This window comes from Tuberibacillus calidus DSM 17572 (genome assembly GCF_000430685.1).
Lineage (GTDB): Bacteria > Bacillota > Bacilli > Bacillales > Sporolactobacillaceae > Tuberibacillus > Tuberibacillus calidus.
The window spans coordinates 46,758-71,654 of record NZ_AUMM01000019.1 but is presented as its reverse complement, the minus strand read 5'-3'; the positions used below and the strand labels follow the sequence as shown (position 1 = coordinate 71,654).

The window sequence follows — 24,897 nt, the reverse complement described above, 5'->3', positions numbered from 1 at the left end:
AGCGTATGCGCAAATTGAAGGTAGAACCGACCAGAAAATGAGCAAAAACCGCATTTATGCTCAATTTTCAGCTGGAAGAGCTACGAAAATGAGCAGACGCTCCAGAAAATGGAAAAACGAGATTAAAAGCAAAAAACCGCATTAAAGTCATTAACGCTGGTCGGTTACGCGGAACCTAAAAATTTATCAGCAGCTGTTAGAAAGAGCATGCCCGCCTTACTGGGCGACATAGCCACCGTCAAGGACGACCGCCTGGCCAGTGACACCCTTGGCTTTATCACTAGCGAGAAAGACGGCATAATCTGCGATCTCTTGTACATCTATCAGTCGTTTTTGCGGAATAAGCGAGTACAAGACGTCCTCCAAAACTTTTTCCAGCGGTACACCTCGGGTTTTTGCCAAATCAGCCATTTGGTTTCGAACCAATGGGGTATCGACATAGCCTGGGCATAAGGCATTGACGGTAATGCCGTCAGTGGCACATTCCAAGGCGGCGACTTTCGTCAACCCGATTAAACCGTGCTTGGCGCTGTTGTATCCGGCTTTGCCCGCAAACCCGATCAGTCCGTTAATCGAAGCCATATTAATAATGCGGCCGAACTTTTGCTTTTTCATGATAGGGAATGCTAGTTTCGTGGCAATAAAAGGAGCCGTGAGCATAACTTTCACTAGTTTTTCAAACGTCTCGGTTGGGAATTCCTCAATCGGAGACACGTGTTGGAAACCGGCGTTATTGACAAGGATATCGAGTGACCCATATTTGGTAACAGCGGTCTGAATCGCGTTTTCCATTTGCTTTTCATCAGTGACATCACATGGAACAGCGATTGCGTCATACCCTTTGTCTTTTAATCCAGTAGCAGCTTCCTTAGCGCGATCAACATTTAAATCGGCGATCACTACTTTTGCGCCTTCCTTAACAAATGCCTCAGCAATAGCATGGCCGATACCGCTCGCAGCACCGGTAACCAAAGCCGTTCGATTGTCCAACAATTTTCCCATAATGATCCCTCCTCATTTTTTATATTACTCTCAATAGTACAAATAAAAAATATTTAAATTTCCATCGATATAAAGAGGCCGAATCACAACAAGCTACAAGTCATGATGTCTCGCGAACGACCGAGGGGGATTCGAGTTCGAGAGGCATCCATCATAGACGAGAGCCTGTTTGTACTTAGACTACACGTTTACCTTATACAAGTCGGCCAAGATGCCATATAGTAAATTAAGTCCGTTCACGCATTTTCGTAATAAAAAATGGGACAAATACTCCAAAAAAATGATGAGGGAGTGGTTTAAATGTTTGGATTTGGTCCATGGGGCTTTTGGGGGCCAGGTTTTGGGCCAGGTTTTGGCGCGTTTCCAGGAGCCTTTGCCGGTGGTTTTGCCGGTGGACTCTTAGGCGGCTTTACGGGTGCCGCTTTAGCCTCCCCATTCTTCTGGTGGTAAGTCATAAAACCTTTTTAAATAAAAGGGAGTGCATTCAACAGCGTGTATCGGCTGAATGCACTCTTTTTTATACTGGAAAGAAATTTGCGACCTAAGTTTAAAAAAGGCATGTACTGGGTGGGAATGTAAACCATTCGAAAGTCCAGCATAAGGGTAACGATCTGCCTTCGTTCACGAACCAGACAAGAGCCATGTTTCCTTTACGTTTTATTGGCGCTTTTTTGTTTTCTTATTATGGATTCTTTCGGCTGTAGACAACGGTTCATTCGCCATTTCGTGATCAAAGTCCTTTGACAGTGATTTCCGAACGGCTTGTTCATCATTTACGCCGCCTGTAAACAACTTTTCTTCATTTTTTTCGCTCATGCCCACACCTCCACGAGTATTTTTTCACCTTAGCTGAAGGAATATGTATCGACCCACTCCGCACATTTGAACGTTCCGAGTTTCCCTTATTTCTTGCCAGCCAAGCTTTTTAGGAAAAGCCTCAGTTGCCCTTATGCCTGAAAAAGTTTCACACTTCTTTTACGAGTCAGTGTCTTCCTTCAACCAATTAACTTGACAGAGCCAGGCTTTCTTTAAAATTCGTGCGTGGCGGCTGATCTGATATAATACATGAATGGCAGATCGGAAAAACTAAAATTGGTAAACGAACGAAAAGGAGAAAAAACGTGAGCCATAAAGGTAACCCCAAAAGGTTTCAAAATAAAATTATTGAGTTAGCAGTCGACAAAGATCAAACATTATTGCCTTTTCTTTTGGAAAAATTATCGAACAGAAGTCGTAACTCCATCAAATCGATCTTAACGCGAGGGCAGGCTTCCGTCGGCGGCCATATTCAAACCCGTCACAACTTTCCGCTTCGCCCTGGGGACAAAGTCCAAATCCGCTTCGGGACTCCGGCGGCTGGAACCCATCTGCAGGGACTGACCATCCTCCATGAGGATGATGATTTGATCGTTGTGGAAAAAAGTGCGGGGCTTTTGACCATTGCCACAGACAAAGAAAAAGAAAGGACGGCCTACCACCAGTTAATGGATTATGTCAGGGAAAAACACCCGACACAACGAATTTTTATTGTTCACCGGCTTGACCGTGACACATCCGGTGTGATGCTATTTGCCAAAAAGAAATCAATTCAGCAAAAGCTGCAAAATCATTGGAAGGACATCGTGCTTGAACGTACATATATTGCCCTGGTGGAAGGCGAAGTGAAGAAAAAGGCGGGTTCGATTACGTCGTGGTTTAAGGAAAGCACCACCCATCTCGTCTACTCAAGCCCAAAGCCGAATGACGGCAAAAAGGCTGTCACGCATTATAAAGTGTTAAAGTCGAACCGAAAGTATTCCTTGCTTGAGGTCAATCTGGAAACGGGGCGAAAAAACCAAATCCGGGTTCATATGAAAGACATCGGCCATCCGGTTGTCGGCGATAAAAAATACGGAACAAACAACCGCGTGATCGGCCGGCTTGGTTTGCATGCTGCCGTCTTATCCTTTAAACATCCGCGAACAGGTGAAGTCTTACGCTTTTTATCAAAAATGCCAAAGGTTTTTTTAAAACCCTTTGCCTAGTTGAAAATCCATTGGAATGAGGGTACCATTTTGAAATCCATTCAACAGATGCTGTCCATACTTGATGACATTTTAAATTGGCTGGATGAGGCGCACATCTCTTACTGTCTGCTCGGCCCCGTGGCGTTGAAACTGCAGGGGGTCGATGTCCAAGTGCAGGCTATTCATCTGTCAGTGCAATGGGATGCATTTGAAAGAGCAGCGGAACATTTTGGCGGAATGATCGAAAAGACAGGCGGAAAAGGCTCATTTTCTTGCTTTATAGACAGAACGGAAGTCATTTTCACATGCGAGTATAATACGGTCGTTTTGACAGACCCTGACCGGATTTCGGTGACATACGACCATAGAAATTATTGGGTGAAATCGTGGGATTATTATCTCCGCCGTCTTGACCACGATTCGCCGACGAGAGTGGCGATTAAAAAACATCTCCTTGTTCTTCAATCTGAAAGCACGAAAGCGGCGGATGAAGCATGGAATAGCGGAGCTTACGAAGCGTGGCTGAACCGATTCGGGTTACCGGAAGAGTGGGCGGAGCGCATCAAACGCGACCCACAAACAAGGATCGCTTCACTTCTCTCCTACATAGGTAATGTTGAAGGGAAACGGATTATCAATTTGCTCGGATCCCATGGCACAAAGGCGATCGCCATGGGGCTATTGGGTGCAGATGTCACGGTCGTCGACATTTCGAAGGAAAATGCCCGTTATGCCAAAGAAGTCGCTGGATCCGCTGGTATTTCTTTGCATTATATCATCGCGGATGTTTTAAATATGCCTAAAGAAGTCCTTTCGCGGGACTTTGATCTTGTTTTTATGGAGTTGGGGATCCTCCATTATTTTATTGATCTTGAACCTTTAGCCCATGTTGTGAGCGAGTTGCTGAAACCCGGCGGACGTGTCATCGTTCAAGACTTTCATCCGGTATCAACGAAACTTCTGACATCGGCAGGAAAAAAACATAAAGTCACCGGTAATTATTTCGATAAAACGCTGACCGCTGTCAACGTCGCTTTTAGCAAGTACGAAACGTCATCATCCGAACAGAAAGTCGTTTACGAAAGAAAGTGGACGCTAGGTGAAATCGTCAATGGCTTTGCTGATGCCGGTTTATTTATTCGCCGCTTGGATGAACATCCGAATATTAAAATAAACGATATCGGCATTCCGAAGACCTTTACCCTGGTGGCTGAAAAATGATCCTCCGCAAGACCGATGTGCTGTGCTTATGGCTAAGTTAAAATTTAGAAAAAATGCATGAAAGGGGTCATAAGCATGGCACAGCTTAAACAGTCGGTATTGGTGCTGGGGACTTATCATATGAACCGGGGGCAAAGAGATGTCTATCGATTGGATCCCGGAGATGCAAGTGCGAGGCAGGAAGAAATCCTTGAGTGTGTCGAGCTTTTAAAAAAGTTTAAGCCAACCAAAATTGCCGTGGAATATGACAAGGTGAGGGAAGATTTATTGCAGTCGGCGTACAACAAGTATCGGAATGGGGATAAGCCACTTGAAAATGACGAGATTGAGCAATTTGGGTTTCGGCTCGCCAAGGCATCGAACCATTCAACCATCTATGCGGTCGATTGGAACCGCCCGGTGGGAGGCATTCCGGTTAGTTTTATCTATGATTTTGCGAAAGACACTCAGCCGGTATTCTTTGAGGAAATGGTTCAAGCAGGAAACGCTGAGCATCAAAAGAATCAGGAAATATTCAACCATTCAACCGTCAGAGAATACTTATTATATTTAAATTCAAAGAGTGAAGTACTGAACGACCATCGAACCTATATCAAATATTATGCCCGCGTGGCAGAGGACGACTATTATGTTGGCATTGACTGGTTAGCCAACTACTGGTATAGAAGAAACCTCATTATTTATACTAATATTACGAGAATAATTGAAACAAAAGATGAACGGCTATTGGTCATTTACGGAAGAGGCCATAAATATCTATTGGACCAATTCCTTAAGGAAAGCGGTCTGTTTCATGTGGAGAAAGTGGAAGATTATTTAGGAACAATATAGAGGTGTTCATGATGATGCGCGGGCGTTTTGCACCGAGTCCATCAGGAAAAATGCATATTGGCAATGCCGGTTGCGCGCTTCTTTCGTGGCTTCAAGTCCGAAAAGCCGGCGGTTCTTTTATTTTAAGGATTGAGGACATTGACCGCGGACGTTCGCGCGTTGAATATATTAAGCAGTTGATAGAGGACCTCAAGTGGCTTGGGCTCGATTGGGATGAAGGCCCAGATTGCGGGGGCCCTTTTGGCCCATATATTCAAAGCGCTCGTACGGAATTGTATGAAGCAGCATTTGAGCAGTTGAAAGAGAAAGGACATCTTTTCCCATGCTTTTGCAGTCGCAAAGATTTGAAAATGCTGGCGAGCGCCCCTCATGGCAGGGATTCTGAAGGCCCGGTTTATCCAGGCATTTGCCGACATCTACCCGAAGAAGAGCAGGCGGTCAAAACACGGATCAAAACACCATCGTGGCGATATAACACGGAAAGTGTCCGTGCGGTGCAGTTTACCGACCTCGTTCTCGGTGACCAATATTTCCCTGCCGGCTTCGGTGGCGATTTTGTCGTCAAGCGGGCTGACGGGCTTTTTAGCTACCAGCTCGCCGTTGTGGTGGATGATGCGTTAATGGGGATTACCCATGTCACGCGGGGCATGGATTTGTTAGATTCAACGCCAAGGCAAATTTGGCTGTACGAAGCGCTCGGTCATGCTGCGCCGTGCTTTAGTCATATTCCCTTGTTATTTGGCCCCGACGGCACGCGCCTATCGAAACGGCATGGTGCCGATATCACCATTGAGGCACTGCGGAAAGCTGGGGCGAGACCGGAAGCTGTTATTGGTTATTTAGCCTTTTTATATCGTATCATTGATCGTTTTGAACCCCTAAAGCCGACTGAACTCATCCCGCTTTTTCATCTAACAAAAATCCCTAAAGCTCATCTCGTAGTCGAAGATCTCAAGCAGATAAGTTCCTTAAAGCTCTCATGATTGAAAGACGACAGGTGGGGGGTGAAACGGCGACGAATGATCAAAAATTGGATCTGATTGTGCAAAAACGTGACGACCATAGCAGCGATTCGCGGCCATTGGTCAGCGATTTGACGCTATCGATCAACCGTTTGAAGCCATTGATCAACGGTTTGCAGCCATTGCTCGGCATTTTGAAGCGAACGAGCAAAGAATGGAAAACATGGAGCGGAAATGGGATCATCACGGTGAAATGATCAAGGCGCTTATGGATGGCCAAATGAAGTTAGCGGCCAGTCTGGAAGGATTTGTAAAAGAAACTGAAAAAACTTTCAAGATATTCATGCCACCCTCAAAAAAATGGAAGCCACCGATGATCTGCTTGCTCATAAAGTATGGACCACTAAAAAAGAACCTTACTGCCTGAAAAAACTAGTCCGTGTCCACTTATCATCCCCACACAAAAATCCCATAATCGCTAAAAGCCGTGCATTTGCGGCGGATGAGTGATTCCCGCCAATAATGGACGGCATTTTTATGTTAAATTGCCAGAAAACCTATTATACTATTATAAAAGAACGTATTTATCATTGCGGGTGAGTGGCTATGGCTGAGACGATTTTACAATTTAATCATGGCATCGCCAAAACGAAACCGAACAGTTTTCGCCGCCAGATCGCTTGTCCATTTTGTAATCGGGAGTCTCTGACGGATATTTTAGATACAAAGGGCCCCATGATTTGGTTGAAAAATAAATATCCCGTTTTAAAAGATGCTTTTCAAACCGTGTTGATTGAAACCGACAAGTGTGATTCGGAATTGTCGGAATATGCGTTGCCATATCTGACGGAATTGCTTCACTTTGCGGTTGAAAAGTGGTTGGCTTTGGAAGTCAGCGGCCGATATCAATCGGTTCTCTTTTTTAAAAATCACGGTCCGTTATCAGGTGGGTCGATCCGTCACCCGCATATGCAAATTGTAGGCTTGGAAAACGTTGATTACCGCGATCGTTTGCGTGAGGAATATTTTGACGGCACATTGATTGACGCTTCACGGGATGTCGTTTTCAATCTATCCACAAGGCCTATGATCGGCTTTACCGAATTCAATGTCGTCATGAGTGATGACGGACAGCTGGAACAAGCCGCCGAATATATTCATATCACCAGCCACTATATCTTGAATCATTTTAATAATAAGGGTTGCAATAGCTATAATCTCTTTTTTTATCATTGGAAAAATAGAATCTTAACAAAAATTGTTCCGAGATACCCGACGACTCCGCTTTTTATCGGCTATGGCCTTCGCCAAGTCGCCACGAATGCGGAATCGGTGATTGATGATATCAAAAAATTATATTTCAATGAAAGCTAAGAGGCTGACTCATAAGGGGGCCCTACCACGATTCGTATATGGTGGTTCGTTATTTTAGAGCCACACGATTTATGGTTTGGTGGGATCTGACTCCGGGCTTTGAATCAGCCTCGTTTTTTTGCATGAATGAAGTCGTCAAGGATATTTTCTTTTAATTACGATAAAGCTTAGCAGGTGTGGGGAAATGCTAATAAAGAAACCGTGGCTCTACCTAGTCTTTTAGGCGTAGGCGGAGCCTTCATTGCCTTAACGTGCAGGCTAAATGAAAAATTTCTTGCCAGTACGGGCACTTTTGGAGAAGGCAGAGCCATAATTGCCCTAATGCATCAGTACAGGCCTACGTCAGCAGAGCCTTATTTCCCTTTATATTCACATGGAAAATGGACTGACTCCCTTCCCAGTATTAAATATAGTTCTCGCATTTTTTGAGAGGATGGAACCTATGACAAAAGCCCAAGAAGTAAAACCCTGGATGTACGTGTTGACAGTTGGTTTAGGCGTATTGCTAAATCCGCTGAATTCTTCCATGATTGCCGTTGCCCTGACAGACTTGCAACGGGAATATCACCTCACGTTTGCTGACGCTTCATGGCTGATTTCCGCATTTTACATCGCCAGTGCGGCGGCCCAACCTGTTATGGGGAAGTTCAGCGATATGTTCGGTCATAAAAGGTTATTCATAACAGGTCTGATTATTGTAGCGCTATCATCCGCCTTGGCACCGTTTTCTCCAAACTATTGGGCGCTTGTCGGTTTCCGCGCTTTGCAGGCGGTGGGGAGTTCAACATTATTTCCAAGCGGGATGGCAGTCATTCGCAGTGAGATTACCCAGGGGCAAGCACAGGCGCTTTCTGCCGTTGCGGTTTTTTCGTCTGTTTCCGCGGCGTTTGGCCCTTCAATTGGCGGTTTCTTAGTCGGCACTTGGAATTGGGAAGCCATTTTCCTTGTCAATTTACCGTTAATCATCTTGGGGGTTGTGCTTGCGCTAGTCATTTTGCCTGGCGGAAGAGAGGTTAACGTAAAACTTAAACGGATAGATTTTAGTGGTATCGCCCTTTTCTGTGTCTTTATTGTCGCTTTTATTTTATTTCTGCTCTCTTTGGGCGAATCGATCCGTTGGTGGGCGGTTCCGGTTTTTATGGTGGCTTTGGCTGCTTTTGGCTATGTTGAAAAGAAACGAGAAGAACCGTTTATTGATCTTGGGGCTTTAAAGTCAAACACCAAAGTGACGCTCGTGTATTTACAATTTTTGATAATTAACATCGTTTTTTACTGCATATTTTTTGGCATGCCGACGTTTTTACAACAAGTCAGCCATTATAACGAAAGCAAGACGGGGTTGATCATGCTTGCCGTGGCCGGTTTCGGCGTGGTTCTTGCACCGCTTGCGGGTTATTGGATCGACCGCGCGGGGTCTAAGCCGCCCCTCATCTTAGGTTCGTTTTTTATGCTCGTTGGAATGGCGGGCATGTTGACGATTCATGAAGGAACGGCACTTGGCTGGCTCGTGGTGGTGCTGTCATTACTTGGCGTAAGCAACGGATTGAACAATATTTCGATGCAAACGGCGTTATATGATTTTGTGACCCCGGAAGAAACGGGGACTGCATCCGGACTTTTTCAAACGAGCCGATATTTGGGAGCGATTTTTTCATCGACACTTCTAGGATTATTGTTAGATAAACATATGGACGTGCTTCATCTCCACTATGTCGTCATGGTTTGTGCCGTTTTAAGCGTTGTGATCACGATTTTATCATGGCGTTTACCTAGCAAGAAGCAAGCCCGCCTCGAGCATTAAGTCAGGGATCGAGCGATAGGTTATTGCTTTGTATAAATAGACGAGTATTGGCAACCCTTTTCGGAATTATAAAAATTTTTACGAAAGTGTATTCACATCTCAACTAGAAATTGTTATAATTCAAAAAGAAGGAAAATTCAAGTATCATGAAGGTGGTATTTTGATGACGTTAGGTCAAAGACTTAAAAAGCTTAGGGAAGAAAGAGGCCTCACGGCGGAAGAATTAGCTCATGAACTTCAACTGTTGAAAACCGTTGTTTGGGGTTTTGAAATGGATAAAAAAGAACCAACCGCCAGCCAATTGCTGAAATACGCGGAGTTCTTCGGTGTTTCGGTGGATTATTTAATGGGACGTGATGAAAGCGTTTTACCAGAATCAGCACAATCAAAAGAAATTTTAAAAAGGGTTTTAAACATTCCGGGTGAGGCGATCACAGACGAGGAAATTACGGAAGCAGTCACCTACATTAAGGCTAAGCGAATGGTGATGGACGCTTTACAAAAGCAACCTTCCCCCTGACCGATGCGGTTAGGGGTTTTTTATTGGAAAATGCGCATAAATGCCGTTTTTGCGCATTTACTATGCCCGCGTATTGGTGACATTCGAACTCTCACTTTAAAAACACAGCTGGTTAATACGTTTATCTCCAGAAATGATTGCATATCTCTTACGTTCGCGCTACCATCATCTTGTTAATAAGTACATATGAGAGAAGGATGTTCATGGACGAAGCGTCTTGCTTGGATTTTCTCGGTCAATTTCATACAAAAGTGTCAACGCGGACAGGTGGGCGCCATCATCGGGTTATGCACGATTTGTTCCGCCGTTTTGAAATTGATCCGAAGGCCTTTGATATTGTCCAAATCACCGGTTCATGTGGAAAAGGATCAACCGCGGCGTTTATTTCTGCCATGCTTCAAGCGCAAGGAATCCGCCATGGCCTTTTTACTGGACCGCATTTGTTTCGTTATGAGGAACGGTTTGCCATCGATGGCCAATTCATTGAAACCGGTGCGTTTATTGAAATTGTTAATGACATAGCCGAAAAGACAAAAACGATGGATTTGACCGATGTCGGCCACAAACATTTAATGACGTTAATCGCCATGATGTGGTTTTCGAAAAAGCAAGTACCGCTTGTCATCTTTGAAAATGGCGCTGGCGGATGGAGTGATCCCTCCAATGTCTTTGATCCGGCGATCGCTTGTTTAACCGAATTAACGCTTGATCACACACAGCTTCTAGGGGATTCCATTGAAGCGATAACAAAGGATAAGAGTGCTATTATCAAGCCGACCACGCGATTTGCCGTCTGTGGCATGTATAACGAAGAGGCGAGACGCTTTTTGTTAGACAAGGAAAAATCATCTGATACGCGGTATGATTTTCTCAATCGAGACTATGCACTGTTTGAAGCTAACGGTCGTTTAACTTTTAAAAATTATCATTTTGAGCTGTCAGATGTGACATTGGGTTTAGAGGGAAGGCATCAGCGACAAAATGCAGCCAATGCTATTCAAGTCATTCAGTGCCTTGGGGAGTTAGGCTATCCGGTGGCACCCCAAGCGATGAAAAAGGGTTTGGCGAATGCCCGTTTTCCAGGCCGTTTGGAGAAGCTCGCGCGGGAGGGGACGGAATGGATTTTGGACGGGGCGCATAATCCATTGGAAATGACCGTTTTATCGGAAAACTTGAAGCAGCTTTCGGTTAATCCAAATGTTGTTGTCATTTCTTTTGCCTCAAAAAAAGATGTGGAAAAGATGCTCCTTGGGTTACATTTAACCGATGCTTTTTATTTCGCTGTCGCATCACCTTTTGCCGCACGACAGCAGCCACAATCCGAAGTGGAAGTAGTATTTCGTCGGTTAAAGTTGCCGTTTCAATATTGCTCATCGGTCGAGGAAGCGCTTCATGAAGCAGAGGTTTTAAATGATCACCGCGGGCCGATTTTGGTGACGGGCTCTTTGTACCTCGTCGGAAACGCCCGCCAATGGCTTTTAAACGGTCAGAGGCTGTAAGAAGTTCCAACTGAGCCAGTTGGACAGTATGTATGGGGGTGAAGGACGATGGGGATCACCAATCAAAAAGAAGCAGAAGATTTGATTTACCGCTCATTTTTACGTGCCAAAGATCATATTCCGGCTGCAGACGATGCGGTGACAAGGGATATTGCCTTAACGAGGGAACTCCTCACCCGAGCCGACCATCCGGAAAGAGGGACCCGCACGATCCTAGTCACTGGGAGTAAAGGCAAGGGCACAACGAGCCGAATGATCGCATCGATTTTAAGGGAACACGGCTATAATGTCGGCTTATTTACCTCGCCCCACCTTCTCGACTTCAGAGAGCGGATTCGTGTAAACGGCGAGATGATATCTGAAGAAGATTTTGTTCACATTATGAAGGCACTAGAAAAACCGGTGCTTGATATCGACCGACGCTTGCCTCCGGAAAAATATCTTGGGCCGATCGGCATAACTCTTACGGCGGCACTCATTTATTTTCGCGAACAAAAAACGGATATTAATGTGGTGGAATGCGGCCGCGGCGGCCGCTACGATGAAACCAATCTTCTCGCTAATGAATGGGCGGTTATCACGCCAATTATGTCTGAACATATCGGCCCGTTAGGTAAAGATGTTTACACCATTTGTGATCATAAACTCGGCATCATCAAAGCGTTGACATCGCATACGGTCATTGGCCATCAATCCGAAAATGTTTTTCGTTACATGCAAATGCATGATTTGTTGAAAACAAAGTCGAACGTGTACTATTTTGATCACAGCCTGTGGGTTTCGGGGGAGAAGTTAAGGTTACATGGGCTCACCTTCCATGTCCATACGGACTTGGCGGAATATAGGGACCTTACGCTTTCTACCGTTGGCCGTTTTCAAGCGGATAATGCCGCAACAGCGATTAAAACATGTGAAACAGTCCTTGGGCGGCCGCTCTCTGTAAAAAAGGTAAGGAAAGCGTTACGGCAAGTCAATTTTTCTGGGCGCTGTGAAATCATCAGCCATTGCCCCCTTACCATCCTTGACGGCACGATCAACCGGGCTTCTGCTTTATATTTAAAAGACATTGTTCAACATCTCGGGGCTAAACGGGTCGTATCGATCATTGCCGTTCCGGAGGATAAAGATTATCACGGCGTGATGGAAGTTTGCTCGCAATTTGCAAGCCGCCTCATCATAACCGAAGCATCCCGCTCGCACAAGAAGTTTCCGGAAGACGCACTGAAAATAGCACAGAAGTACGATGCTTCCTCGGTAAAAATCACCCCATTCACCGCCGCATTGAGAGAAGCTCGAAAGTTTCACCCCGACCTCATTTTTATTTTAGGAACACAGACATTTATCGGTGAGGTGAAACAAGCGTTTTAACTTTGTTGAATATTGGGCAAACCATCTCCTAGAAATTTTGATATAATAAAATGAGTCAAATTTATGTTGGTAGTAAGATTAGTTCGGTGAATGACACTCTCAAGTGATCGGGCGAATCATTTTATGGGGGCGGTAAAATGGACATTGTGGCACTTATTGCGGAAGACAAAATACGCACGGCGCAAAAGAATGGTGAATTCGACCATTTGCCGGGTAAAGGAAAACCACTCAAGCTTGAAGACCTCTCCGGGATTCCGGAATCGCTTCGCATGGGGTATAAGTTGTTGAAAAACGCCGGGATGCTCGATGACGAAAAACAACTTAACAAAGAAATTATCGGATTAAATGATATGATTGCAGCTTGTGCGAATCCCCAAGAACGTGAGGCGCTGAAAAAGCAGCTCAATGAAAAAATGATGAGATACAATCGCTTGATGGAGAAAAAGGAAATCTCACAAAATCCCGCCTATAAAAAGTACCAAGAAAAAATTGATAAAAAGCTTTTTAAATAGATGCCTGCTCTCTTCTTCGGAGGAGAGCTTTTTTCTATTTTCTTACCAGTGCAAAAAGCGGCGTATGCCCGAACTATTAGATGAAAACAAAATAAAACCTTTACCTTGTCCGAAAATTCATGCATTATATTAGTAACAATATTTATAGCTGTCTGTATGGGGGTCCGGGCATGTTAGTTGTCAAACGAATGCATGAAGTCCCGTTGGAAGAGGCCGTATCCGTTCTCCATCAGAATGATCATGATATTTTTTATGATAAGGAAAGAAACATTCGCCATTTTGCGGCGCGTTTCGGCCGCGAAGGATTGTCCCCAGTTTTATCAGTTGTGACCTATGATCAAAAACAACCGGTCGGATTTGTCTTATCGGGTGTGCGCGAAATGGGCGGGGAAAAAGTGGCTTGGATCTGTGAAAATGTCGTGTTGCCGGAATATCGCGATCATCATGTTCGTGAAGTGATGCTCGATACCGTCATGGCCGCTTTTGAAGAGGAAGGCGTAACCCTCGCAACTCTTGAGGTCAACGCCGAAAATGAAGAGATGATTGATTTATATAGCCATCTGGATTTTGAAATCGTTGATCGTCTTTTGCTTTTAAAAGGGGAATTATATGCAGATGACGCTGAAGACTGGCCGCCTTCAGAATTAACGTCTTTTCAAGTGGAAAAGTCAGTAGCACAGGAAGCCCGCTTTTTCCATGATATCCGCATCGTGCCTTGGCGAAACCAATGGCAAAGCTTAAGGAGCGATGGAGAGCTTTTGACGATTCTTGATGGTAACGCCCAGCGAGTCGGACATCTTATTTTTAAAAGAAGATACGATCAAAGCCACAACCTGTCCACTGTAACCATTCATCAATGGCGAATTGAGGAAGACCACCCGGACGCAGAAAGAATTTTTTCATTGGGCTTTCGGCATTTGCAGTCTATCATCGGGAAAAACGTCCCTGTTATCACATCCATTTTAGCCTCTGATTGGCAGATGGTAGAGAGGCTAGAGTCGATCGGATTTTTAAAAATGACGGAACATGTGTTTATGATAAAAAGATTTTAATGGATAGGATATAATGTATCTTAAATAATGAAAGAAGGTTCCGATGACCGTCTATCGATCGTCGGAACCTTTTTGTACTAGATATTTTTTGAGCCAGCTCATCGCCTTTGGCGGTGTCCTTTTTCAACTTCGCCATCTTGCATACTAATCCTCATTTAATGCCTCTTGGTTATGCCTCTTCACTTTTTTTCAACGCTTTTGAGGGTTTAAATAATGGCACGAGGAAGAGAATGCCTATGACAAAGAGCAAGGCAGAACCTTCGTACAAGCCCAAAAGGGAGAAGGTTTTCTTTAGCCAGCCGCTTAAGGCCATCATCAGCACCATCGTTCCCATAAATAACGGGTTTAAGATCCCATTGACTCGGCCGATAAAAGCCGCTTCCGTGTTTTTCAGGATCATAGTATTGATCCCGATTTGAATACACGGCATAAATAAACCGCTCAAAAATTGTGCACCAAGCGTCAGCCAGAAAAATTCTGAAATACCGAGTACAGAAAAACCGACTGCGCTTGCTGACATTCCTAAGGCGAGCAAGATTTGCGGCGGTGTTTTTTTCGCCATACCGACGGTAAGTCCACCGCCTAGGATCATACCGACGCCAAAGGCCGCCATTAGCCATTGCAGCTGTTCTTTTGGCAAACCAAGTTTTTCGGTGACAAGAAATACCGCAAGTGGTTGTGTCATCCCGATTGCTAATCCGGCTGCCGCAAAGCAGCATCCTAGTAATGTCAATATCCGGCTGTGCCATACATAACTAAAACCGGCCTTCATTTCCTCAAGGACTGTCGTTTTTACTGCATTCTCCTCCGCCTTATAATCCTTTGGAAGCATAAAGAGTACCGCAGCCGACATTAAAAAGGCAACACCCATAATGGCAATGGCGGTATCAATGCCAAAATGCTCATAGACAAAAGTGCCAAGGACAGGTCCCAAGATCAAAAATACGGCAAATAGCGTTTGGTAGATGGACATGCCCATTTGGATCAGTTCTTCTTTGACATGCAATTTAAACAGTTTCATTCCGGAAGGCTGGGAAAACTGTGACAAAATCGAGGACACAAGGGTTGCAAAGAAGATGACCTTCCAGCTTCCAAAAATAAGCGTTAGCAAGACCGCAAAGACAGAAACGGCGCTCAAGAAATCACACCAGATCATCGTCCGTTTCGGTAGCCAGCGATCGGCAAATGTGCCTCCAATAAAGGAGAAAATAAAGATCGGCGCAAATTCGGCTACTGAAATAAGCGAAACAGCCACCGGATTTTCATTTGTCTTTTCTACGACAAACAACAAAATGGAATAATTCCGCACCCATATGCCGATTTGTAGAAAAAGCGTTGAAAGCATAAGAGTACGAATGACCCGACTTCGAAATAGAGCCCCAATCGTTACATCGGTTGAATTTTTACTCATAAAAAAACCTCCTTATCCTTAATCCGGATAGGGGGCCTACGGCGAAAAACGATAAATCACTGTATCGATATGAAAAAAATAGACCAATCCTATCCAGAATGATTTCGTTATATTGACGAAAAGCATCTAAACAGGATTAGTTGTTCATTGGTTTTATATCACCTTTCTAATACAGATATATAAATATTACTCGATTAAAATATGGAGTTCAATATTAAGTTTGTAAATTTTTCGTTGTTAAGATAAACTTGCAGCGCTAACGAAACTTGGTTTTGCTTTAGATAAATTAGCCTGCTAATGAAAATTTAGCTCTGCTATAGAAAACGGGGCTCTGCCAATCCTTATAGGCGATGGCAGAGCCTTCGTTGCCCTTATGCTGGCCTTGGAAATTTTAAGACCTCTTACCAATATAAAAAAAGAAAGGGTGAACAGATGGTTAATAATGGTTCACCCTTTTATGTAGTCTTTTAGTTAAAGATCAGCGCTTCTAAATCTTTCATTGGTTTTTTGAGGATTTTACCATCATGTTGATAATGCTTGCGATGAGGCCGCCCCAGAGGATCACCATGCCGATCACCATCATCGTAATTGCTCCTCCTGACATATCAGCTGACCTCCTTTTGTGTTTCTTCACTTAAATTCTTTTTCCACTTTAATGCCGCTAGATAAATACCGGCAACTAATGCAATCACGGCGCAAGCGATACCGATCGATAAAAAGCCCCAAGTATATCCGCTATAAGGCTCTTTGAAATCGTGGATAATGCTGTCAATCATCATGTAGCCCAAAACAATGGGGGTAATGATGCTTAAGCAGATTTTCCACCAAAGGCCAAGACGCATGTCCGACATACTATTGGCATGATTTTGCAGATCACCGAGTTTTTTGAAGACCCAAGCAATTAGAACGACCTCAATAAGGCCAGCAAGCGCAATCCCGTAAGAATTGACGAAGTGATCCACATTATCAAGAAAATACAATCCGCCTTTTGTGGCATAGACGATGGAAATGATTGCTGAAATCCCGGCACCATAACCTATCGCTTTTTTGCGTGAGATGTTAAATTTATCCTGCACAGCCGAAACGTAGGCTTCCACGATGGAAATCAGAGACGTCAAGCCGGCAAAGATGATGGATAGGAAAAACAGAACGCCAAAAACACCTTGGAAGGCCGGTAACGTGTTAATGATTTTCGGAAGGACGACGAAGACCAAATTCGGTCCACCGGCAGCCACTTTATCGACGGATACGCCTTCCGCTTGGGCCATAAAGCCAAGAGCCGCAAATACGCCGATTCCAGCTAACAGTTCAAACCCGGAATTGCTCAACCCAGTTATAAAGGCATTGTTGGTAATATCAGATTTTCTTGGTAAATAACTCGCATAAGCAATCATAATACCAAAAGCAATGGACAAGCTAAAGAAAATTTGACTATAGGCGGCAACCCAAACGCTACCGTCCATAATCTTCGACCAATCTGGTTTAAAAAAGGCTTCGAGACCGGCTGAAGCTCCATCCAAGGTAACGGCACGAATAACGATGATCGTAAAGAGGATAACGAGCATCGGAATGAAAAACTTGTTTGCCTTTTCGATTCCTTTACGTACTCCTTTAAAAAGGATGATAAAGACAACAGCCCAGACAATGACGAGAGGTATAAAAACTTGCCAGACAATGCCGCCCATTTGTCCAGGAGCGACAAGGCCGAATTGAGCATAATCTTTGGCAAAAAAGCTTCCCGTGTCATTACCCCAACTTAATTTAAAAGAAAAGATGGTATAAGAAAGGGCCCAAGCCACGATAATTGGATAATAGGTGGAGATAAAGAAGGACACGAGCACTTGCCACCAACCGAGCCATTCTCCTTTTTTAGATATACGCCCGAGTGAGAGCGGGGCAGAACCCCGATATTTTTGGCCGATAGTAAATTCTAGGATGAGAAGCGGAATGCCCGCAGTAAGAAGGGCAATTAAATAAGGAATAAAAAAAGATCCACCTCCATTACTATAGGCTACGGCGGGAAAACGCCAGATGTTACCGAGTCCGATCGCTGACCCAATCGCTGCAAGTACAAATCCAGCACGTGATCCCCATTGTTCTCGATTTTCCAAGATTGCTCCCCCTTTTTTCTAAAAAAATATATTTATCAGATAATTACTCTAACATAGTACATGCTAAAAGTATGTTTGTCAAATCATTTAAATTGAATTATTGCATATTTGTAAATTAACTGTAATTTATGGATTTGAAAAATAACAGCACAAACGGTATAAATAGGGGAAATGGGTACTCGGTGTCAGTCACTCCTGATTTTTCAGTATTTCACGAAAAAAGAAAGGAAGTGGTACAACTTGTCCGAAACAAAAATAATACTGGCATCATCCTCACCGCGCCGAAAAGAACTGATTCAACGCCTGGGATTACCGGTTGAAGTCGTCCAAAATCCTGTCGATGAAACGGTGGATCAAAACCTCGCTCCCCACGAGGTTGTTCAAACACTTGCCAAACGAAAAATGATCGCAGCATGGGAGAAAATAGGGGCAAAAAAAGACTTCATCATCATTTCTGGTGACACGATTGTCGTCCATAACGGGGACATACTCGGGAAACCTTGCGATGCTGATGATGCGTTTCGCATGCTTAAACGGTTGCAGGGAGAAAGACATACAGTATACAGCGGCGTTGCTTCGATGCATGCGGAAACCGGTAAAAAAATCATTGACTATCGTGCGGTTAAAGTGACAATGAAGCCGCTTTCCGACCGCCAAATACAACGTTATATCGCCACAGGTGAACCAATGGATAAAGCCGGAGCCTACGGGATTCAGGGACTTGGCGCATCGCTTATAGAAAAAATCGAGGGTGATTATTTTGCGGTCGTTGGTCTGCCGCTTGCCCTCGTTCGGGACATGCTTTCTGCCCTTGGTGTCGAAGTACTTTAAGCCCCAATAGAATGTGATGGTTTGTTTTTTCCCCGTAAGATAGCGGTAGATTTGATTGTAACTTTTTTGGGGTTTGGTTTGACAAGCCCCGCGGCTTTTAGTATTGCCAAATTTGCTTTTTCGTTAAGATGAGCGGCTTGAACGCTCGTTTGTGAAAAGGATGGGTCTGGCCACTCGCCGCAAAGATCGAGCCCGTCCCAACTTAGGATTTGCCATGCGTTGAGGCAGTAGAGGATAGTGTTTAACGCCATATGCCCTTGGTCCCAGTTGGTTTTGGCGTCATCTTCGTTTAAAACATCCTTATCAATGCTGATGTAAATGGAATCGGTATCGCAAATGGAATAAAAAGCATGGATGATTTTTATAGCTGACCAATTTTCGGGAAAGATGGTGACTTTTTCTTGAAGGTCGAGGGGAATTTTATCGAGATCTTTCGGGTCCGGACCGATGATGACGGCTCTTTTAAGGTTAGGAATCGTCCTTAGAGCCTGACAGAGCCAGGAACCGCAAGTCAATAAATCGTGATTTTCCATTAAATCGGTATGATGATCAAATAAAATGAGTGTGAAAGGATGGTCGATGCGGGACAGGTGCAGGTAAGTGACATAATGGTAATTGCCGCTTCCAATCAATGCGGCAGGGGTCTTTTTCGCAGATAGAAGGCGCCGTTTGATTTCCTCAAAAGCGTTAGGCGCGCAATACAGATTTTTCCCTTTAATATCCGTGCAGTCAATCACTTGATGCGGGCATTGTCTTAACAGCGTTTGATAGTTTAAAAGAGTGCCGTCAAGATTATAAACGGTTAAAATTGGTTCCATCATAAAACCCCTCCTGATAGTCCAAATGAACAATCCATTGGGCTGAATCATGATGCTAGATAATGAACCTTAATACTATTATTTTATAAACATTAAAGTGATAAAATCAATTGACAAGGATTCGATCAAAGAAAACTGAAGCGTCGGGTTCCGCATGGCACCCGACGCTAAAAGTCTGTGTGTTTTTACATAATGCGCAAACCTTTTGGGTAAAAATTTTTCAAGGTCCCTTTAACTTCTTTTCCCCACCCGAGCGAAAAGCCATGGACGGTTATTAAAACCCATCCGCGATCACCACCGGTTGAGAGCGTTTCACCGCGCAGATATTTCTTAATCTCGGCATCATTTAAAGCGATGTGGTGTTTGACATCAGTGGGTGATAACGTCATGGCTAGCGCGTGATTCGGTTCAAAACGATTTTTCTTGAGTGTGCCGAGGTGAAGACCAGGACGCAGCACGCGGAAGCCGCTCAAGTCAGGGGCTTTGTCCGGCAATAAAAAGACTTGATCATTTTGCGAAAACATCGGTCCCTGAAGGCGCACATTAAGAAATTGCGCTTCAAACTCGTGGTAATCTTTGAGTTGTTTCTGGCTAATGTGGCGTTTGAAAACGGAGGCTGCTGGCTGCGAATCGTCTTTGCCGTTTTTCCTCATTTTGGCGACAAAATGCCCTTCCCCTTTTATACGGTGGGGCCAGAGACGCGCCGTAAACGCCAGTTCCGGAAGCTGACGCGGCGACCATTCCGGACGTCCCCCTTCCACACCAGCTGGTTTTTCTATAGGCATGAGTGTCATGTCTTGATGGCGAGAGAGAAACTGATCGATTTGGGCTTCGTTTTCTTCCGGGGCAAACGTGCAGGTCGAGTATACAAGGGTTCCGCCTGGTTTTAACATGCGATACGCGTGCTCTAAAATATTTTTTTGCCAAACAGCGCATTCGCGGACATGTTCTGGTGACCAGTATTCGGCCGCTTCAGGGTCTTTTCGGAACATCCCTTCACCGGAACACGGCGCATCCACTAAAATACGATCAAAATAACCGGGGAATTTTTCGGCTAGGCGCTCCGACGTTTCATTTGTGACAATAGCCTGTGTGATGCCCAAACGCTCGACGTTTTCGGATAAGGCTTTTGCCCGCTTGGTGTTGATGTCATTGGTTACCAAGAGACCGGTATCATGCATTTTTGCGGCGATTTGCGTCGTTTTTCCACCAGGAGCGCCGCAGAGGTCGAGCACCGTTTCCCCAGGTTGCGGATCTAAAACTTCTGCCGGAAACATCGCGCTTGGTTCCTGAATGTAGTAAAGGCCGGCTTGATGGAAAGGGTGTTTTCCCGGCGCATCGGTCTCGTTTACATAAAAACCGGTCGGACAAAAAGGGATTGGCTCAAGCTCAAAAGGGGCGAGCTTTGTAAAAGCGTCTATGTCAACTTTTAAAGTGTTGATCCGGAGTGCCGTCTGCTTTGGGTCACAATATGTATTTAAAAAATCGTGGACCTCATCACCAAGCATAATTTCCATTCGTTCGACATATTGTTTTGGTAAAACCATGGTCAGTCTCCTTTCACATGTTTTCTATTATACCCAAAGGGGAGAAAGGACTGAAAGTTGCATTATGTCGAACCTTTCCGATGAAGTCTTGACTATGAAAATAAAAAAATAGTATACTCTTCTCAGTTATTGAAACTATTCATAAAAAACCGCAAAGTAAAAAAACCTCTGAGATAACAATTCAAACGTCTGCAGACCAAAAACTATCATCATTCTTACGCATTCTTTAATTTCGGTATTATTAAAAATTTATATAAAAATACTATTTTATCGGGGGGATAAGTGTGAAAAAATTTGCCATTTTATCTGTCGCCTTGGTATTAGGCTTAATTTTTGCCATTTCCGGCTGTAATAAAGCGAATAAACAGCTGAGCCTACTCACCGGCGGTACTGGGGGGACCTATTATCCTTTGGGTGGTGAAATTGCCAAAGTCATCAACAAAGCAGCCGATTTGAATATTACGGCACAAACTTCTGGTGCTTCCGTCGAAAATATGCAAACGCTTCAAAAGGGCGATGCCGATTTGGCCTTTACTCAAACCGATATTGCCAGCTATGCCGTAAATGGTGAATTAATGTTCAACAAAGGAAAAGTCACTAAGGTGAAAGCCATTGGGACCTTGTATCCCGAAACGATTCAGATTGTCACTCTGCAAGGCAGTGGCATTAACAGTGTCGAGGATTTAAAAGGTAAGACCGTTTCTGTCGGCGCACCAGGCAGCGGTACGGAAGCTAACGCCAAACAAATTTTAGAGGTTTACGGCATGACTTTTGATGATATCGATGCCAAACATTTAGATTTTGACGAATCCACAAGCGGCATCCAAGACGGTAACATCGACGCTGCTTTTATTACGAGTGGGGCTCCGACCGGAGCGGTTGAAGCGTTATCCGCTGAAAAACAAGTCAATATTGTTCCAATTCCCGAAGATAAAGTAAAAGAATTGCAAGCGAAATACCCGTACTATGCCACAGACGTTATTAAATCCGGGACTTATGGTTTAAGTCAGGATGTGCCAACGACAGCGGTTAAAGCGATGCTTGTCGCTTCAAGTGATTTGGATGAGGATACTGTTTACAACATTACGAAGGCATTGTTTGAAAACGTTGATAAATTAACGAATGCCAAGAAGTCCTACATCTCCGCTGAGAATGCCTTGGATGGCGTCGGCATTGACTTGCATCCAGGTGCTAAGAAATACTTCAAGGAAAAAGGGTTATTAAAATAAATGCACCAAAGGGATGGTGCGGACCGGGGAATTCTCTCCGGTCTTTCCTTTATGATTGCAATCAAAAAAAGCGGAAAAATATGGCTTCCTATTATTTTTCTTTTAGTCATAATAGGCGTAAGTTTGTTTATTCCATTTAAAGAGGCATTAGTCTTTGAGTACCAAAATCAAGGGAAAATCATGGCCTATTTAGGCATAAAAATAAAAGATCGCTTTACAATTCGATACACACACTCCGTGCACTTAACACCCGTCATTGAAGACTACTATGTCAATGAAAAAAACGAGATTGTCCAAACAAAAGAGACGTATGAGCGTTTTGGCATTGGAATGCCTAATAATGCGATCGGTGACGAAATTTTTACGCATAAAGGAAATAAGTATATTATTTCCAATATGCATCGGGTTTTTCCTTATATCGATTTAAGAGTCGGTCAAGTCGTCGCCAATCATACGCTCATTTTTAAAGGGAAATCTTATAGAATTGCGGATTTTACCGGAGAAGGGACATGGGTGCGAATGAAAGTTCGAAAAATCAACCTCTGGGAGATGATGAAAGGAGTTAATATAATTGGCAGATAAATTTGAACAACTAACAGAACAAGAGATGAATGAAATACTCGCTAAATATGATGTGGAAGCCGGGTATCGCAAACTAAACGGCGTTTTATTTTGGATCACGGCGATATTATTAGTCGGCTTTTCCTTGTTTCAATTATATACGGCAATTTTCGGTGTGTTTACCGCTTATATTCAACGTACGATCCATCTAGGGTTTTTGTTATCCTTGGTCTATCTGTTGTATCCCGCTACAAAAAAGCAACGCGGCAAAAAGAGAAGGTTTCAAATCCCTTGGTATGATGCGGTATTGTCAATACTATCCGTAGCCGTCGCCCTATACTGGCCAATAAATATTGATGGATTGGTCAATCGTGTCGGCTTATTGACACCGCTTGATCTAACTGTAGGTTTTATGGCTATTTTATTGGTGTTGGAAGCGGCTCGCCGAGTTGTCGGCATCCCGATTACTACTATCGTCGTCATTTTTCTTTTATATGCATACTTCGGTCCTTATATGCCGGGCTTTTTGGCGCACAGAGGATTTGATTTGGAACAACTGAGCCAAGAAATGTTTTTTACGACTGAAGGCATATTGGGGACACCGCTTGCGGTATCATCCACTTTTATATTCCTATTTTTATTGTTTGGCGCCTTTCTTGATAAAACCGGCGTCGGCCAATATTTCAATGACTTAGCGATGGCCATTGCTGGGCGACGCATCGGCGGTCCGGCTAAAGTCGCCATATTCTCCAGTGCCCTTCAAGGGACAATCAGCGGAAGTTCGGTTGCCAACGTCGTGACATCTGGAGCTTTTACCATTCCCATGATGAAAAAACTCGGTTACCGGAAAGAATTTGCCGGTGCGGTAGAAGCCGCTTCATCTACCGGCGGACAGCTGATGCCGCCAATCATGGGCGCCGCTGCTTTCCTAATGGTAGAGTTTATCGGTCGCGGTATTAGTTATTGGGATATCGCAAAAGCGGCCGCCATTCCTGCCTGTCTGTATTTTGCCGGCATTTGGATTATGACGCACTTTGAAGCAAAGCGCGTCGGATTGAGAGGATTACCAAAAGAAGAAGTCCCAAGCTTAAAGGAAATTCTTAAAAAACTTCACCTACTCATTCCTTTAATCGCCATGATCTTCATGATGACAACCGGCATCAGTCCGACCAGAGCTGCTTTATGGGCCATTGTGTTTGCCATCATTGCTGGGTATTTAAACAAAGAGACACGCCTTGGCATAAAAGGGCTTATTGAGGCGCTCATGGATGGTGCCCGCTCTGCACTCGGGGTTGGAACAGCGTGTGCCGCTGCCGGGATCATCGTCGGTGTCGTGACGTCGACCGGACTCGGGTTAAAATTAGCCAATGGCTTAGTGGATCTTTCCCACGGCATTTTATTCTTAACCCTTTTATTTACGATGATTGCCTCCTTGATTCTTGGAATGGGGGCACCAACAACGGCAAACTATGTTATTACCTCGACGATTGCTGCGCCGGCGTTGATTTTGCTAGGTGTTCCGATATTATCGGCGCACATGTTCGTCTTCTACTTCGGTATCATAGCGGACATTACCCCGCCCGTCGCCTTGGCTGCCTTTGCCGCATCAGGAATCTCCGGCGGTGAGCCGATACGAACAGGTGTGGATGCCTCTAAGCTGGCCATTGCGGCCTTTATCATACCGTATATTTTCGTTTACTCGCCGGCCTTAATGATGATTGATACGACATGGGCATATACAATCTGGGTCATCATTACCTCATTCTTGGGGATGATTGCAATCGGCGCAGGCATGATCGGTTACTGGGTTCGCCCAATTAACTGGATCGAGCGCATCATTGCCGTCATCACGGGTGTACTCTTGATTTATCCCGAGAATTTTTCCGACATGATTGGTTTAGGCTTATTTGTAGCGTTACTTCTGTTCCAATATCTTTCTAAAGGAAAAAATGAAGGTAAGGGCCAAATGGAGGCTGTTAATGCCTAATAAAAAAACCGGCTGATTCTCCACGGTGGGATTCGGCCGGTTTTTCTGTAAATAAAATCGAAGGTTTACGACAACGAAAAACAAAGTGAGAACATGCTTGATCCGTGCAACAAAACTCCGGGTCAAAATGATACGCTTTTGGCGAAAAGAGCTAAAAGTGTGACCTAAAAAATGCCAATTCAGCGGATTGCGTATCATTTTAGGGCTGTTTGGGCGCGGAAATGATATGCTTTTTCCGATTGCGTATCAAAACG

General features: G+C 44.3%; 25 protein-coding genes. 18 read left to right on the top strand and 7 right to left on the bottom strand.

Annotated elements, in window-relative coordinates; translation table 11 throughout:
- Positions 1-216: 216 nt before the first annotated feature.
- Positions 217-1,002 (bottom strand): 3-hydroxybutyrate dehydrogenase, encoded by a 786-nt coding sequence (locus H532_RS0106190; protein WP_027724768.1) that lies wholly within the window; start codon positions 1,000-1,002, stop codon positions 217-219.
- Between the two features lie 300 nt (positions 1,003-1,302).
- On the opposite strand from H532_RS0106190, the gene H532_RS20600 reads away from it, so the two are divergent.
- Positions 1,303-1,452: a hypothetical protein gene (locus H532_RS20600; protein ID WP_169721026.1), complete on the top strand. Its 150-nt coding sequence runs from the start codon at positions 1,303-1,305 to the stop codon at positions 1,450-1,452.
- A 207-nt stretch (positions 1,453-1,659) separates the two neighbouring features.
- On the opposite strand, the gene sspO is transcribed toward H532_RS20600, so the two are convergent.
- Complete coding sequence (sspO, locus tag H532_RS0106180) at positions 1,660-1,818, bottom strand: small acid-soluble spore protein O (RefSeq protein WP_027724767.1); 159 nt, start codon at positions 1,816-1,818, stop codon at positions 1,660-1,662.
- A 305-nt stretch (positions 1,819-2,123) separates the two neighbouring features.
- On the opposite strand from sspO, the gene H532_RS0106175 reads away from it, so the two are divergent.
- The 13 genes from H532_RS0106175 to H532_RS0106115 all read left to right on the top strand — a co-directional run bounded on the left by H532_RS0106175 (position 2,124) and on the right by H532_RS0106115 (position 14,148).
- Complete coding sequence (locus tag H532_RS0106175) at positions 2,124-3,026, top strand: RluA family pseudouridine synthase (protein ID WP_027724766.1); 903 nt, start codon at positions 2,124-2,126, stop codon at positions 3,024-3,026.
- A 30-nt stretch (positions 3,027-3,056) separates the two neighbouring features.
- Complete coding sequence (locus H532_RS0106170) at positions 3,057-4,229, top strand: class I SAM-dependent methyltransferase (RefSeq protein ID WP_245566418.1); 1,173 nt, start codon at positions 3,057-3,059, stop codon at positions 4,227-4,229.
- Positions 4,230-4,304: 75 nt separating this feature from the next.
- Positions 4,305-5,060 carry a DUF5694 domain-containing protein gene (locus H532_RS0106165; protein ID WP_038111675.1) on the top strand — a complete coding sequence of 252 codons (756 nt, stop codon included), beginning with the start codon at positions 4,305-4,307 and terminating at the stop codon, positions 5,058-5,060.
- Positions 5,061-5,071: 11 nt separating this feature from the next.
- On the top strand, positions 5,072-6,043 hold the full coding sequence (gene gluQRS, locus H532_RS0106160) for a tRNA glutamyl-Q(34) synthetase GluQRS (RefSeq protein WP_027724763.1): 972 nt from the start codon (positions 5,072-5,074) through the stop codon (positions 6,041-6,043).
- A 14-nt stretch (positions 6,044-6,057) separates the two neighbouring features.
- A complete protein-coding gene (locus H532_RS0106155) occupies positions 6,058-6,279 on the top strand; it encodes a hypothetical protein (protein WP_027724762.1) in 222 nt (73 codons plus the stop codon).
- Positions 6,246-6,449 carry a hypothetical protein gene (locus tag H532_RS20265; protein ID WP_155994991.1) on the top strand — a complete coding sequence of 68 codons (204 nt, stop codon included), beginning with the start codon at positions 6,246-6,248 and terminating at the stop codon, positions 6,447-6,449. The genes H532_RS0106155 and H532_RS20265 overlap by 34 nt, the downstream gene beginning before the upstream one ends.
- A 179-nt stretch (positions 6,450-6,628) precedes the next feature.
- Positions 6,629-7,396, top strand: a complete 768-nt coding sequence (locus H532_RS0106145) for a DUF4931 domain-containing protein (protein WP_027724761.1) — start codon at positions 6,629-6,631, stop codon at positions 7,394-7,396.
- Positions 7,397-7,838: 442 nt separating this feature from the next.
- Positions 7,839-9,197 (top strand): MFS transporter, encoded by a 1,359-nt coding sequence (locus H532_RS0106140; RefSeq protein ID WP_051263178.1) that lies wholly within the window; start codon positions 7,839-7,841, stop codon positions 9,195-9,197.
- Positions 9,198-9,360: 163 nt separating this feature from the next.
- Positions 9,361-9,717, top strand: coding sequence for a helix-turn-helix domain-containing protein (locus H532_RS19510; protein WP_051263177.1), 357 nt, complete (start codon positions 9,361-9,363; stop codon positions 9,715-9,717).
- A 203-nt stretch (positions 9,718-9,920) separates the two neighbouring features.
- A complete protein-coding gene (locus H532_RS0106130) occupies positions 9,921-11,216 on the top strand; it encodes a bifunctional folylpolyglutamate synthase/dihydrofolate synthase (RefSeq protein ID WP_027724759.1) in 1,296 nt (431 codons plus the stop codon).
- Positions 11,217-11,264: 48 nt separating this feature from the next.
- A complete protein-coding gene (locus H532_RS0106125) occupies positions 11,265-12,584 on the top strand; it encodes a bifunctional folylpolyglutamate synthase/dihydrofolate synthase (protein ID WP_027724758.1) in 1,320 nt (439 codons plus the stop codon).
- Between the two features lie 137 nt (positions 12,585-12,721).
- Complete coding sequence (locus tag H532_RS0106120) at positions 12,722-13,096, top strand: DnaJ family domain-containing protein (RefSeq protein ID WP_027724757.1); 375 nt, start codon at positions 12,722-12,724, stop codon at positions 13,094-13,096.
- Between the two features lie 170 nt (positions 13,097-13,266).
- Positions 13,267-14,148: a GNAT family N-acetyltransferase gene (locus tag H532_RS0106115; protein WP_027724756.1), complete on the top strand. Its 882-nt coding sequence runs from the start codon at positions 13,267-13,269 to the stop codon at positions 14,146-14,148.
- 169 nt (positions 14,149-14,317) lie between these two features.
- Here H532_RS0106115 and H532_RS0106110 read toward each other — a convergent pair whose 3' ends face one another.
- The 3 genes from H532_RS0106110 to H532_RS0106100 form a co-directional block, all read right to left on the bottom strand.
- The gene (locus H532_RS0106110) at positions 14,318-15,559 is read right to left on the bottom strand and encodes an MFS transporter (RefSeq protein WP_051263176.1); all 1,242 of its coding nucleotides are present in this window, start codon (positions 15,557-15,559) and stop codon (positions 14,318-14,320) included.
- Between the two features lie 496 nt (positions 15,560-16,055).
- Complete coding sequence (locus tag H532_RS20260) at positions 16,056-16,163, bottom strand: methionine/alanine import family NSS transporter small subunit (RefSeq protein WP_155994990.1); 108 nt, start codon at positions 16,161-16,163, stop codon at positions 16,056-16,058.
- A gap of 1 nt (position 16,164) precedes the next feature.
- Positions 16,165-17,670, bottom strand: coding sequence for a sodium-dependent transporter (locus H532_RS0106100; protein WP_027724754.1), 1,506 nt, complete (start codon positions 17,668-17,670; stop codon positions 16,165-16,167).
- Between the two features lie 240 nt (positions 17,671-17,910).
- Here H532_RS0106100 and H532_RS0106095 point away from each other — a divergent pair, with 240 nt between their 5' ends.
- Complete coding sequence (locus tag H532_RS0106095) at positions 17,911-18,501, top strand: Maf family protein (RefSeq protein WP_027724753.1); 591 nt, start codon at positions 17,911-17,913, stop codon at positions 18,499-18,501.
- Here H532_RS0106095 and H532_RS18045 read toward each other — a convergent pair.
- Together H532_RS18045 and H532_RS0106085 are read right to left on the bottom strand one after the other, a co-directional pair.
- Positions 18,498-19,322 carry an arginase family protein gene (locus H532_RS18045; protein WP_051263175.1) on the bottom strand — a complete coding sequence of 275 codons (825 nt, stop codon included), beginning with the start codon at positions 19,320-19,322 and terminating at the stop codon, positions 18,498-18,500. The two genes, H532_RS0106095 and H532_RS18045, sit on opposite strands and share 4 nt — an antisense overlap.
- A gap of 182 nt (positions 19,323-19,504) precedes the next feature.
- Complete coding sequence (locus H532_RS0106085; protein WP_027724752.1) at positions 19,505-20,866, bottom strand: RsmB/NOP family class I SAM-dependent RNA methyltransferase; 1,362 nt, start codon at positions 20,864-20,866, stop codon at positions 19,505-19,507.
- A gap of 284 nt (positions 20,867-21,150) precedes the next feature.
- Between H532_RS0106085 and H532_RS0106080 the strand changes: the two genes are divergently transcribed.
- From H532_RS0106080 to H532_RS0106070, 3 genes are all read left to right on the top strand, one after another.
- Positions 21,151-22,095 (top strand): TAXI family TRAP transporter solute-binding subunit, encoded by a 945-nt coding sequence (locus H532_RS0106080; protein WP_027724751.1) that lies wholly within the window; start codon positions 21,151-21,153, stop codon positions 22,093-22,095.
- 123 nt (positions 22,096-22,218) lie between these two features.
- Complete coding sequence (locus H532_RS0106075) at positions 22,219-22,677, top strand: DUF1850 domain-containing protein (protein ID WP_245566417.1); 459 nt, start codon at positions 22,219-22,221, stop codon at positions 22,675-22,677.
- Positions 22,667-24,643 (top strand): TRAP transporter permease, encoded by a 1,977-nt coding sequence (locus H532_RS0106070; RefSeq protein WP_027724749.1) that lies wholly within the window; start codon positions 22,667-22,669, stop codon positions 24,641-24,643. Before H532_RS0106075 ends, H532_RS0106070 begins: the two co-directional genes overlap by 11 nt.
- The last annotated feature ends 254 nt before the right edge of the window (positions 24,644-24,897 follow it).

Bases quoted from the DNA above. Each gene is read 5' to 3' on its own strand.
- H532_RS20260 (WP_155994990.1), bottom strand. From the start codon at position 16,163: ATGTCAGGAGGAGCAATTACGATGATGGTGATCGGCATGGTGATCCTC.
- H532_RS20600 (WP_169721026.1), top strand. From the start codon at position 1,303: ATGTTTGGATTTGGTCCATGGGGCTTTTGGGGGCCAGGTTTTGGGCCA.
- H532_RS20265 (WP_155994991.1), top strand. From the start codon at position 6,246: ATGGAGCGGAAATGGGATCATCACGGTGAAATGATCAAGGCGCTTATG.
- H532_RS0106125 (WP_027724758.1), top strand. From the start codon at position 11,265: ATGGGGATCACCAATCAAAAAGAAGCAGAAGATTTGATTTACCGCTCA.
- H532_RS0106140 (WP_051263178.1), top strand. From the start codon at position 7,839: ATGACAAAAGCCCAAGAAGTAAAACCCTGGATGTACGTGTTGACAGTT.
- H532_RS0106085 (WP_027724752.1), bottom strand. From the start codon at position 20,866: ATGGTTTTACCAAAACAATATGTCGAACGAATGGAAATTATGCTTGGT.
- H532_RS18045 (WP_051263175.1), bottom strand. From the start codon at position 19,322: ATGATGGAACCAATTTTAACCGTTTATAATCTTGACGGCACTCTTTTA.
- H532_RS0106190 (WP_027724768.1), bottom strand. From the start codon at position 1,002: ATGGGAAAATTGTTGGACAATCGAACGGCTTTGGTTACCGGTGCTGCG.
- H532_RS19510 (WP_051263177.1), top strand. From the start codon at position 9,361: ATGACGTTAGGTCAAAGACTTAAAAAGCTTAGGGAAGAAAGAGGCCTC.
- H532_RS0106120 (WP_027724757.1), top strand. From the start codon at position 12,722: ATGGACATTGTGGCACTTATTGCGGAAGACAAAATACGCACGGCGCAA.
- sspO (WP_027724767.1), bottom strand. From the start codon at position 1,818: ATGAGCGAAAAAAATGAAGAAAAGTTGTTTACAGGCGGCGTAAATGAT.
- H532_RS0106145 (WP_027724761.1), top strand. From the start codon at position 6,629: ATGGCTGAGACGATTTTACAATTTAATCATGGCATCGCCAAAACGAAA.
- H532_RS0106165 (WP_038111675.1), top strand. From the start codon at position 4,305: ATGGCACAGCTTAAACAGTCGGTATTGGTGCTGGGGACTTATCATATG.
- gluQRS (WP_027724763.1), top strand. From the start codon at position 5,072: ATGATGCGCGGGCGTTTTGCACCGAGTCCATCAGGAAAAATGCATATT.
- H532_RS0106130 (WP_027724759.1), top strand. From the start codon at position 9,921: ATGGACGAAGCGTCTTGCTTGGATTTTCTCGGTCAATTTCATACAAAA.
- H532_RS0106115 (WP_027724756.1), top strand. From the start codon at position 13,267: ATGTTAGTTGTCAAACGAATGCATGAAGTCCCGTTGGAAGAGGCCGTA.
- H532_RS0106110 (WP_051263176.1), bottom strand. From the start codon at position 15,559: ATGAGTAAAAATTCAACCGATGTAACGATTGGGGCTCTATTTCGAAGT.